Annotated in this window: 7 protein-coding genes; all 7 read right to left on the minus strand. The window is 41.4% G+C overall.

What is annotated here, in order from left to right; translation table 11 throughout:
- Positions 1-109 precede the first annotated feature (109 nt).
- Positions 110-3151, minus strand: a complete 3042-nt coding sequence (locus ACH6EH_RS11410; protein WP_138224622.1) for an alginate lyase family protein — start codon at positions 3149-3151, stop codon at positions 110-112.
- Positions 3152-3310: 159 nt separating this feature from the next.
- Entirely contained in the window at positions 3311-4432 is a 1122-nt protein-coding gene (locus ACH6EH_RS11415) for a glycoside hydrolase family 88 protein (protein WP_138224621.1), read from the minus strand.
- 27 nt (positions 4433-4459) lie between these two features.
- Positions 4460-5341 carry a carbohydrate ABC transporter permease gene (locus tag ACH6EH_RS11420; protein ID WP_138224620.1) on the minus strand — a complete coding sequence of 294 codons (882 nt, stop codon included), beginning with the start codon at positions 5339-5341 and terminating at the stop codon, positions 4460-4462.
- 12 nt (positions 5342-5353) lie between these two features.
- The gene (locus ACH6EH_RS11425; protein ID WP_233281206.1) at positions 5354-6208 is read right to left on the minus strand and encodes an ABC transporter permease; all 855 of its coding nucleotides are present in this window, start codon (positions 6206-6208) and stop codon (positions 5354-5356) included.
- Between the two features lie 179 nt (positions 6209-6387).
- Positions 6388-8025: an extracellular solute-binding protein gene (locus ACH6EH_RS11430; RefSeq protein ID WP_397332406.1), complete on the minus strand. Its 1638-nt coding sequence runs from the start codon at positions 8023-8025 to the stop codon at positions 6388-6390.
- A gap of 180 nt (positions 8026-8205) precedes the next feature.
- The gene (locus ACH6EH_RS11435; protein WP_397332407.1) at positions 8206-10413 is read right to left on the minus strand and encodes an AraC family transcriptional regulator; all 2208 of its coding nucleotides are present in this window, start codon (positions 10411-10413) and stop codon (positions 8206-8208) included.
- Positions 10414-10726: 313 nt separating this feature from the next.
- Positions 10727-12316, minus strand: coding sequence for a sulfatase family protein (locus tag ACH6EH_RS11440; RefSeq protein ID WP_397332408.1), 1590 nt, complete (start codon positions 12314-12316; stop codon positions 10727-10729).
- Positions 12317-12508 lie beyond the last annotated feature (192 nt).

Below are 12508 nucleotides of genomic sequence, written 5' to 3' on the forward strand. Positions count from 1 at the left end.
GAATGGGGTGCCCTTTAGTCACATTGGACTTCGAGACACCCCCCTGTATTAATATATCTCCACTATGATTCTCGCTATATATTCCATGGCTTTAATCCTAATGAATTACTTATTTCTTCTCAATAGATACCGAATGAGGAACTCTCACCTCTACCGAAGCAGTGGCTTGGTTACCAGCCTCATCGGTGGCAAGATAAGTAACCGTGTAGGTTCTGCCTGTTCCTGTGCCCGACCGTTCCGCACGGAGCATGAACTCAAGATCATACGTATTCCATTCTGCTTCTTGAATATCGTTCTGCCTATCCCCGTCGCCCAAACCATCGTCTGGCTCATTACTGGTAATGGATTGGAGGACGACGTTCACGTCTGAAAGCGAGTCCTGTGCACTAATGGTAGCTTTTACTGGAAGCATACGATGGTTCGGCGGCCACAGCACCTTTTTGGATAAAACAATCTCTAACGTCGGGGCTGTTTTATCGATTCGAATAAGCGTAGTTTTCACATCTTCCTGATTACCTGCGTGATCGACGCTCCAATATTGCAAGATATGAACTCCTTCGCTTTCAAATGATATCGTCGAGCCTGTTGACGGTTCGCTTCCATTAATAGAATAATACGTTGTTGCAATACCGGTCTCCTCATCTGTTGCGATCAGCTTTACCGTCACATCAGTGTTAGACCAGCCCGCTGGTACATTATCCGTCGTAACCGGCGCGGTAGTATCCGCACCATAAATTGCAATAACATAATCTGGTGTACTTATATTATCAAATACGACGCTGCCATCTTGGCTAATCTCGACACCAGAATGCACTTCAACTACTCCCTGGGCTCCAAAAGCATATAATTTAGCCACATCATTCGCATATTTCGCACCAACATTTACATGGAGTTTCGCTTGAAAACCGAATGGTGAAGTATGAACTCTACCAAGCTTCATATATGTTTTTGCACCTTTTGGGAGCTTTGTCATGTTTTCATTAGGAACAAGAGAAAACTTATTGGTTACATCAAAAAGTATGTCTGCTGTAATAGATTTTTCTATTGAAGTGCCATTTATAACCCATGAAACACCAGCTCCTGCAATCTCACTATCTGTCTTGATCAAAAATTCAATATCCTTTCCTTTAATGGTATTAAAAATGAAGTAAGGTATTTTTTCGCATTTATAAAGATTTATTGTAATTTTCTCACCAGCAAGTGCATTAACCAATTTTCCTTTCAAATCAATCCATTTACTTGAGAACTTGATTTCATTTGACTCAAGCTCATCAATAATAACATCGTGTTCATCTAATGCCTGAATCTTATAATAATATGTTTTTCCATATTCAAGATCCTTTTTGTCTACATATTGTTTTAAATTTGAAGAATTAATTTTTATCAATTCTGAATACATTTCATCTTCAGAATCTTTTCGGTAGAGTACATATTTTGTAACTCCTGTTTTCTGAACCATCCAGTTTATTCTTATGGTCGACTCCTCTGCTGTAGGTTGAAGAATAAACGTAGCGGAGAGGATCCCTTTATCATTTCCCTGAATGTTGTATTTTAAAATATCCTCAGCTGATACCATAATAGACTGATCTAGTATGCCATCAATAGGATAATGAAATATGTTACTTGTTTTAAGGAAAAGAGGTCTTATCATTGTGGCCATTTTAATTTCTGCTGAATCCTGAATTTGCTCCCATTTCCACTCTTTTTCACTCTTTGCATATGGAGCAAGATTTTCGAAAGCTTTGCCTAAAGACACTCCTTTGTCTGATGTATAATTCCAAAGATCTACCTCTGTAAAACGTTCTGCGATCTCAGCAACTTGTATCAATGGCCACAAGCAAGTGTTTTGGTAATTAACTGACTTGGTTCTCCTAAGTTCATATGGCAGGCTTCCGTCTGGCTCAATATAATCCTCAATTCTTTCGACCTTAGCCTCTTCGAATAGTTGAACCGCATCCTTATAGTTGTTTAAATACAATAAAATTCCCGCTAACTGATAATCATAAACAGAGCCATGATTATTATGCTGTTGCTTTTCTTGAATTCCCATATCGCTTCTTGTGAGCCAGGATGCATACGCTGTAAACCAGTCTATCACTGCATCAACATCATCCTTAGATATCATGTCCTGCTTTTCAAGCATCTGCATTGCAGTAACAATATCAACAATAGAGGTCCATTCAATTACACCCAGAGGTCTTCCATCTACACCTCCGGGGACACTCTGACCATACTTTATGTGTGGATTCATTTTTGTTTCTTCATTTATAAACCATACCTTAATGACCTCATAAGCTTTATCAAGGTACTTAGGATCCTCTGTAAAATAATAGCTAAGAGTTAAATTTCCAATGCCATGAAACATTTCGCTTGTACGAGTAAAGTCTGTATCATCTCCTCTTGAAGCAGGATTCACCTGACCATCTTTGGGTATCCATGGGAGTCCATCAGGCTTCGCTGGATCTGGCCAGAAGTATGGCGCGGTACTGATATAATCATGCTTATCCTTGCTTGGCGGTAATAGAGTTTTCTTAGTTACTGGGTTAAGGGGTGCATTCATAAATTTTTCAGCATCGGTTTGAATTTTGTCAAATGCGGCAACGTAAGACTTTACACCTCTGAGTAAATTTTCTCTTGATTTATCCATCAAAGCTTCGTTATAGTAAATGAGCTTACCTGTCCTGCTTATATTTTTTTCTTTTTGCTCAGAAATATTAATTATTGGATCTTTTACATTTACCTCAAGATTCAAAATGTCAGAGAAAAATGTAAGAGGTACATATACAACACCATCAACTGTTAGGGCTGGCTTCTGGAGAGAGATTTCCAGACTGTTTAAATATCCAAATGGCTCTCCGAGCTTCATCTCTATACTTTTCCGACCAGCAGTGATACTAACTTTTTTGGATTTTTCATCTAGACTTGAGGTATATCCAAAACCTTCGAGCACCTTATCAAGCGGTGCATATAATACTGTATTTTGCTCTAAGAGTTCACTTACAGTAAATTGTACTGTGCGGTTCGGCTTTTCTCCTGTATATACTGCAGCTTCCACTAAGCCCGAACACGCTACCAGTGACAAACTAGCGATAATCATAAATCCTACCATTAAATTTAACCCCTTTCTTCTTAGGCTCCTCATCGTATACATTAGATTCCCTCCTACAATAAAGTTATGTTTTCACCTGTTTTCTCGTTTACACTCAGGATTTCAACTTTGACAGCATTAGTACCCATGGAACAAAGAAACTTTAATAACATAGCTAAGCTTACATGCTTAAAAGACTCGTGTGCTTAGTGATGCTTATTTTTACCAGAACAGCTCAGTGTTCCCCTTAAGCTTTGATAATGCCTCCACAAAGAAGTAGTCTCCGTAAATAATCGGCGTATTGATACCAATTCCAGCAGGGTAATGGGATGTGCCCTTAACTAGCAACGCCTCCTCTTCCATATCCCAGGCTCCATAATTCTCATAGAGCGACTTCACAATTCGCTTCGCCCATTCGAGATAGAAAGTCTTCTCCTGCTCGGGCACAGATCTGCTAATTTCAATCAATCCGCTGGCCGCACAAGCTGCAGCTGTAGTATCTCTCGGCATATTCTCTTCAAGCGGCGCGCGTAAATCCCAGTAAGGAATATGGTCCTCAGGCAAACAGGCGATAAAATAATGCGCAGCTTTCTTCGCAGCCTGCAGATATCTTTGCTCACCTGTGTACCGGTAAGACAAAGCGAATCCGTGAATCGCCCATGACGCTCCTCTCGACCACGCTGAATCAGTTGAATAGCCCTGCCCCCCCATCGCTCCTACTCTCTCCCCGGTGACTGGATCAAAGCATACGATGTGGTGAACGGAGCCGTCCTCACGAATATGCTCCCTCAGCACGGTGTCTGCATGAGCGATCGCAATATGCTTGAACCTCGGATCACCTGTTTCTTCCGATGCCCAATAGAGGATTGGAAGATTCATCATACAATCAATAATGACCCATCCCCGGTTGTCAATACCACCACCTTGCTGGTCATTCCATGCTCGAATGAAGCCACCTTTCAGATTAAAACGCCCCGCGAGATGACTTGCAGCGGTAAGTGCTCTTCGCTTGGAGGGTTCATGATTCAACAGTTTATACTGCGCCACTGAAGTTAAACTCCATACAAAACCTACATCATGGTGCAGGACGTAGAATCCGTTTAATACTTCGTCAAGCTGATCTTCTATTGCAATTGCAATTGCTTTCAGTCGCTCATCCTTCGTCTCTTTATAAATCTGCCATAACATACCGGGCCAGAAGCCTTTGGTCCAGAAGCTCTTATTGTTATCATAAGTTCCGTCAATAGAGAGATGCGGATAGGATACCCCTATTCGCTTACTTGTCCTGTTCACCTTTTCCACTGTCTGGGCCCAAGCTTGATCGAACCAAACTGTTTGATTCATTTGAACATCCTCCTCTTGGCAGCGAGACTACCCTTTTATAGATCCAACCATAACTCCCTTAACAAAATAACGTTGCAAATATGGATAAACCATTAATATAGGCAGCGTGGAAACCATAATTGTTGCATACTTGATCGTTTCCCCAATTTGGTATAAATCATTGCCTGAGCCGCCAGATGACATCCCTTCAGTCGAGTTTGAAATCAAAATCTCTCTAATCACGAGTTGTAACGGGAATAGATCTCTATCACTGATAAAGATAGACGAATAAAACCATCCATTCCATTTGTCTACAGCGTAATAGAGCGTCATCACCGCCATAATCGGCATGGACAGGGGAAGAATAATACGGAACAAAATGACAAAGTGATTAGCTCCATCTATCTTAGCAGCTTCCTCCAAGCTTTCAGGTATAGATTGAAATGAGGTTCTTAAGATAATCAGATTAAATGTATTAATTGCGAATGGAACAATCGGAGCCCATAGCGTATCAAGCAGCCCTACCCCTTTTACAATTAAATAGAAAGGGATAAGTCCACCATTAAAAAACATAGTAATGATGATGAATATCATAATTGGTTTATTCAACATCACGTTTTTACGTGACAACACATATGCTCCCAGCGATGTCATGAACAAATTTAAGATCACGCCAAACACAATAATGAATAATGTGTTTTTGTATCCGCTCCAGATCGCCTTATTACCAAAGACGCTTTTGTAAGCTTCAAAATTTATACCGACTGGTCTCCATAAAACGCCTTTATGAGCAACAACATATGCTGCATCACTGATCGATGCAAATGCCACGAAGATAAGAGGGTACAAAGTGATTAAAACCAAAATCGACAAGACCGCATATAAGCAAATATCAAACGTCCGTTCCAGTCCAGATTTTTTTGTTTTCATGCTGCCCCTCCATTACCATAGGCTATTTTCACTAAACTTTTTACTAAGACGATTGGCTAGAACCAACAAGATCAGATTGACAACGGAATTAAACAATCCGACAGCTGCGCTGTAGCTCCAACCAAATTCCAGCAATCCTTTACGATATACAAATGTGGAGATTACATCGGCTGTATCATAAATGGCAGGATTATATAACAGAATAATTTTCTCAAATCCTACACTCAGCAAATTGCCAATACGAAGAATTAGCATAATGATAATCGTGGGCAATATCCCTGGAATAGATATGTTCCATATTTGCCTTAACCTGCCTGCTCCATCAATTCGCGCCGCTTCAAATTGCTCTTGGTCTACATTCATGAGCGCTGCTAAATAGATTATGGACGTCCATCCCATGCCTTGCCAAATGTCAGATATGATATAGATGCTTCGAAAGAGCTCTGGCTTTTGAAGCATTGCCTGCCCGTCTCCGCCCAGATAAGTAATGAAGGTATTGATCAACCCCCCACTATTTGTGAAATCTTTAATTATCCCACATATAACGATTAGGGAAATAAAATGGGGCATATAGGTAACGGATTGTACGATGGATTTAAATCTTTTATTTCTGACTTCATTGATCAATAAAGCGAGTATGATTGGAGCCGGAAATTCAAAACAGAGGGAATACAAGCTCAGTATTAGAGTGTTTTTCAGGATTCGCCAGAAATAGTAGCTTTCAAAAAAAGATTGAAAATGTGCCAGTCCGACCCATTCACTGTCCATAACCCCTTTCATGGGAGAGTAGTCCTTGAAAGCTATAATCGCTCCGTACATAGGACCATATTGAAAAATTACATAATACGCTATTACAGGGATCATCATGATATATAAGTATTTGTTAAGTGCTAAATCTTTCAAGAGACGATTTAAGACGTATTTGTTGCTCTTAACAGGTTTCTGAGAACTCCGCGGGGTTGCTATTGGCCTCATACGATCGCCCCTCATCTGCAAAATAGTAGTGGCATAGACTACCAAGGAACTCTATGCCACTGTGTTATACATTAACGTTTATTAAAACGTTCCAAGGCCGCCTCTTGGATTTCAATAGCTCTGTCAAAGTTTAGCGTGCTCAGTCTCTCCATGTATGATTCATAGCTGGATAATGGCTCACTTCCCAATATAATTTTGAGTGTCATTTCGTTCACAAGAGTATCAACATCTGTCATGATTTTTGCTAGTTCTGTACTTTCCTCCGGCGTTGCCGTAATTGGAGGCAACTTTGTTGACTTTGCTTCCGTCTTCCACACCTGAATGGCATCTTTTTGTGACGGCAGCACATTGTATTGTTCACTATAACGTTTGTCTTGGACGAAAGGACCGAAATAATTACCGCGAATATACAGCGATAATGCTTGGGCAGGAGCTAGCTTATCCGGGTTTTTCATCATTAAATCTGTATAGGTAGGATACCCGTTTTCCATGGTATAGCTGACGCCTTCAATTCCAAAGTTAAAGAGCATATGCCCTTCTTCACTGTAAGCGTAATCAAGCATCTTTACAGCTAGCTCCGGATCTTTGGATGTTGAGGTAATTGCAGCAGTGCCATTAACAGCAAACGGATTATCATATTGACCAAATCTAGGTACATCTCCTTTGTTCAGCACAGGGTAAGGCGCCGGGGCCAGTACCGCTTTTGGGTTCTGCTCACTAAGGAGCGGTGTCCATTTCCCTAGATTTGATCCAGCATTACCGATGGATACACCCGTTGCGCCGGTGATGATATTGGCATCTAATGTCTTGGAATCTGTTGTTGCAATATTCTTGTCTAACAATCCTTCAGCATACCATTTGCTCATTGTATCTAGAAACTCTTTGTATTGCGGCTCAGCGGGACCGTACTTAATTTGTCCATTATCCAAGTAAAAGCCTAGATTAATGCCGTATGCTCCAATGAAAGCACCATTTGATAAAGCTGCCAGCCGCCCATCACTTAAAAACGATAGTGGTGCAGAAGCCCCTTTCTTCTCTTTGAAGGCCTTCAAAACGGTATACCATTCATCAATGGTCGTTGGCATTTCAAGGCCAAGCTCATCCAGCCAGTCTTGACGAACGATGGGTCCTTGAAATACGAGCAGAGATTCATCTCCGCGAATAAACGGAAATCCAAAATAACTCCCCGTATCCGTCTTCACCATGCGATCGACTTCTGGATGATCCTGTAAATATTTTTTATAATTCGGTGCATGTTGATCTATCAAGTCGTTCAGCTTCAGAATGTAACCGTCTTTGATTGCTTTCTCCGGTCCCCCGGGGAAATTAATCCAGGAGTGTTCGATAACATCAGGCAATTCGCCAGAAGCCAGCATCACATTGAGCGCCTCATTTTGTTGACCTGCCGTTGGTGAAATGAAGGTTAGTGGAACTCCCGTTCTTTTTTGCCATTCCTGAAAGAAGGGAACCTCATCTAATGATGATTTAATTCCCGCAAGATTTGAGTTAAGGCCTGCCCAATACGTAAGTTTCTTGTCCGTTTGGATCGGATATGTTGTCGCTTCATTTGATTTTTGAGAAGCCTCGCCTTGCTTTGCTGAGTTCTGCTCTGCCTCCTCGGTATTGCTGGAGCACGCTGTTGTTAAACTGACCAGAATCATGAATACTGTAAGCAATACAGCCAACAAGCTTTTTTTTGTCTTTCTCACCGTAACCATCAACCTCCCGTTTTTTATGTAGAAGTGTTTTACAACTCCTCGGCTTAATTATAAGTGTGCGATTTCGCAGTCGTATATCGACTATTTGAGCAAAATCATTTACAAAATCTAAAATGTAAGAGGACTTTTTCGCTATTTCATCAGCAAAATCCAGAATGATTGAGGAGACCATTATCTTTCTAACGAATCTCTGTACTTACCAGGTGTAACCCCCTCATACTTCTTAAAAATCCTTATAAAGGTAGTCGCGTCTGAATAACCCACCTTTTCCGCCACTTCTTTAATTCCTATCTGATGATCTTCGATCAACTCTTTGGCTTGCTTCACACGATAGTTGTTCAAATATTCGAGTATCCCTTCTCCCGTATGCTGCTTAAACAGCCTTGACACGTAGGAAGGACTCATTTGTACCTTCTCGCCAATCATAGATACATTTAAGTTGACATTGCTCACGTTGGCTTCAATATACATAATTACTTCATGAACGAGCTCCTGCACTGCCCGCTGTCGACCTTCAGTAATTTGGCTTTCACGTCTCTCGAAGGTATACTCGCACACCTTTCTGACCAATAGAATAAGCTGTTCCTTCATATCATGAACGGTCTCGCTTCTTATCAACGTGTCAATAATGCTTGTCATATCCAGCTGCGGCTCCTCCACATAATCATTCTCATTGATTGTCTTCACTAATGTGCAAACTAGATCGACCATTAGACATTTTACTAGAGGGAGAGATTGATTTCGATTGGAGAAGTTCTGTTCTATAACCTCATTAAGTGTACGTACTGCTATCTCTGAATTACCTGTCTTCACCGCATTCATGAGCTTCTGTTCAACAACAAGAGGATAATGATAGGTTCTATGCTGGTCCATCTGTGGTTCATAACAAATCTTGTCGTATCTGATGATCTCTCTCCTCCCCATCACCAGCTTATACTCCATTGCATCTAGCGCGTTGAGATATGCTTGATGAATTCCGCTTAGAGAGCTGTGAATCAAACTAATGGATATTGTCATGTTGATCTGGTACGAGCGGTGTAGGAAGCCTTGTGCTTCTTCTGCTAGCTGCATAAGTTCATCCATTGGCTCGATTGCAGATGAGGAGAGATTTATTAAGCATGCGAATAAATCGTCGACTTCCACTACGAATCCCATGTGCCTCTGTTTGGTCAATTCCTCCACAACATTCGATATAATAAATTGAAGCATCTGCTGTTTCTCATGTGGCTTCAACCATTCGACTCTCCGATAGAAGTCTTCTGCTTCTTCCACACGTAATAGCATCACTGCAAAGTCATCACTTTTAAAAGCAATATCATATGCCGTTATAGCCTCCTCAATTTGCAGCTTGGAATCCAACTTACCTTTAAGCAGCTTTGATATAAAGTAAGAGCGAAGCACGTAATGATGATGCTTTCTATCATTCAGCATCTCTTCCATTTTTAGATAAGTTTGATTTAACGTCTGTTCTATATAGGTGAACTCATTTCCTTTGCGTTGAAATATTGACGGTCCCTCTTGTTCCGTAACTTTTTGGAGTAAACGACGAATCGGTCCGTAATTTTTTTTCAAGAGCAGCAGAGATAGCATAACTCCAACTAAAATGCTTACCACTAAGCTCACATAAGTTATGTTTCGAACCTTTTCTGCCTTCTCCCATAAAACTTGGCTTGGCACTATGGAAATATATTTGGTTTGAGTAGCTGAAGATTGAAGGTAGATCATCTCAAACTTTTTTCCGTTGCTTTCGAAACTGGTATAGCCTGAATGAGAGGATAGCTGCTCTAGTCTCATTGCATTAAGCAAATCCTCAGAAGAACCATCATCACTGGCCACCAAAATTTCATCATTATTATTAATAATGAATACTTTTCCTTGGTTAAATAACTGAACCTTGTGAATGACAGACAGAATTCTGGACTGGTCGATCATGACAACACTAATCCCAGTTGGCCCATTGTTATGGACACCCTTAAAACTTTGCAAGTAAGCAATCGCAGGTTTGCCTCCTGATCCCGGCAAGGTGATCAAGCCCGGTTTCGTATTATTTATCATTCTGTCCATCCAAGCTTGATAAGAATATTTCTCGTTCATATGAACAAATTGATAAGCCATATACGGTTCATTTACAACTCCTGGAAAAACAACTGCTTGAGCGGGGCTTGTGAGATAAATATAGAACTGATCAATATCTGAATAAGAGGACTTGTACTGCGTCAAGTTCTGGGCAAGCATAAATAATTCATAGCTGAGGCCCTTTTGGGGCATATTGCTAGTCAAATCGCTTGATATGCTTTGAATGGCATTATCCCAGGTGAGCTGATGGCTCAAACGCTTCATACTTTTCAAATCATTGTCGACTGCTTCTTGCAGCTGCATAAGCAAGGACGAATATGCTACTCTCGTTTCATTTTTTAATGATATCGAATATTCTCGATACACGAAAAGACTAACGACCATTGGAAGCAGGAGCACAACGACATAGGAAAGAAACCAGGGTATAGTTACGCTCTGCATTCGTTGTCTGTTCACAAGGCATTCTCCTTAATATGATTTGAAGGAAAATTCATGAATACCCCATGCCGGATGATACCTTCAAAAAGATGTAAAATATTTTCTGTTCACAGAAATACTACGGCCAGCATTAATGATAACGCTGATCTAAACGTTCTTAAATTAGCAAGTTGAAGAATTATCCGATGAACTCCAGCACTGTCTCAACACTCTCCAGATAACCAATGCGTATCGCTCTTGCACGAAGCTTTGCAGCGCCTTCGGTTATACGAATTTCTCCTGTATATAAGCTCCAGGGTGCATCAGTATTATCATCGAGCTTAAATGCAATAGAAGCTCCTTGCGTACTGCAATGCAGTTGAACAAATGCTGGTCTTGCTACCTTCCCTGCCTCAAGGAGCTCTGAAGAGCAAATCCCTCTATTAATGATCACAAATCTTGGTTTTGCCGTTTGCGGCTGTTTGCCTGACGGCCACATCTGCGCGATCATTTCCGTCTCAGGCACTTCGCCTAGGCGATCATATTTCATTCTCCATTGCTCCAGTGCCTCTCTCATTGTATCAAGTACCTTTGTATAGTCCGGGTTACAGGCCAGATTATACTGTTCATAAGGATCTGCTTCACACTCATACAGTTCTTCAACCGGTCTTCCACTCCCGAAGAATTGTGCGGCCAAACCTTGTAACTTCCCCTCTTCATACAATTGCCACAGTTCCCTCTGAATAGGATGTTGATTCAAATATGGAATCCAAAGCTGGTAGGATTGATTAGGGAAATAATTTCGAATATATTTGTATTGCTTATCCCGAACTGCTCTCACCATATCGTAGGATTCATCGTAACGATCTCGTGTAGCATAAATGAATTTTCTTTCCTCCTCACGAAGGAAGCTTCTGCCTTGGAGATGTGCAGGTATTTGAAGTTCAGCAAGTTCTAACACAGTTGGAGCCAGATCCACCAAGCTAACTAGTCGTTCATTTACAGTCCCCGGTTGAATTTGACCTGGCCAGCGAACAATCAGCGGTACTCGAATGCCCGCATCATATGTCCACCGCTTCGCTCTGGGGAGCCCTTCGCCATGATCGCTCCATAGCATGACAACTGTATTTTCAAATAAGCCGTCCTCTTCAAGCTGCTGCAAGAGAGCGCCAACATAGTCGTCTGCTAATGATAGATTGTCGTAATGACGGCATATAGCTTTACGTATAAGTGGAGTATCCGGCAAGTACGGAGGAAGCACTACTTCATCCGGATTTGTCTTCAGTTCTTCCCCTTCCCTAGGCCACATCTTGCTCTCATGCGTAACGGTGGTATTAAACACCGCAAAAAAAGGTTGATTAGCTCCGCGATTTCGCCAATGTCCATCGGGTCCACATTCATCCCATGCCGTTAAAGGCGGCTTAAACTGATAATCGGTTTTAAGATTATTAGTACAGTAATAGCCCTGTGCCCGTAAGTATTCCGAGAATACTTTGACATAAGATGGCGGAACAATTTCATAAGGCGTAGGCAATTCAGGAGTATTCTGATTCGTATGAGTGGTTCGCATATGCTGCCCGCCTATATAGTTGGAATACATCCCGGTAATAACCGAACAACGGCTAGGCGCACAAACGCCGGCAGTAGCAAACGTATTTGGGTAGCGGCAGCCTTCCCTTGAAAGCTGATCGATATGAGGCGTACGGGCAACCGCATCTCCGTAACAGCCGAACCTTGGACTCGTATCCTCTAACGAAATCCACAGGATGTTTAATGGTTTAGGATTCATCTCACTTCACTCCATCTTTAAGAAATATCTGTTAAAAGTCGACTCTTTTGCGATCCTCCAGGGAGTGATGCTCTAAAAATGAAAGCGCTCTTGGTCAAATAAAAAAAGAGACCCACTTTCATTGTGCCTAGATGTGGTCGCAACGGAAGTGGGTGCTGAATTTAATAGAAGATATGATGCAAATCCTATATG

Origin of the sequence: Paenibacillus sp. JSM ZJ436 (genome assembly GCF_044383795.1) — a bacterium.
GTDB classification, from domain to species: domain Bacteria; phylum Bacillota; class Bacilli; order Paenibacillales; family Paenibacillaceae; genus Paenibacillus_AQ; species Paenibacillus_AQ algicola.

What these genes read in the sequence shown, in the direction of transcription:
- ACH6EH_RS11410 (WP_138224622.1), bottom strand. Translation starts at nt 3,151, where the DNA reads ATGTATACGATGAGGAGCCTAAGAAGAAAGGGGTTAAATTTAATGGTA.
- ACH6EH_RS11415 (WP_138224621.1), bottom strand. Translation starts at nt 4,432, where the DNA reads ATGAATCAAACAGTTTGGTTCGATCAAGCTTGGGCCCAGACAGTGGAA.
- ACH6EH_RS11420 (WP_138224620.1), bottom strand. Translation starts at nt 5,341, where the DNA reads ATGAAAACAAAAAAATCTGGACTGGAACGGACGTTTGATATTTGCTTA.
- ACH6EH_RS11425 (WP_233281206.1), bottom strand. Translation starts at nt 6,208, where the DNA reads ATGATGATCCCTGTAATAGCGTATTATGTAATTTTTCAATATGGTCCT.
- ACH6EH_RS11435 (WP_397332407.1), bottom strand. Translation starts at nt 10,413, where the DNA reads ATGCAGCTGCAAGAAGCAGTCGACAATGATTTGAAAAGTATGAAGCGT.
- ACH6EH_RS11440 (WP_397332408.1), bottom strand. Translation starts at nt 12,316, where the DNA reads ATGAATCCTAAACCATTAAACATCCTGTGGATTTCGTTAGAGGATACG.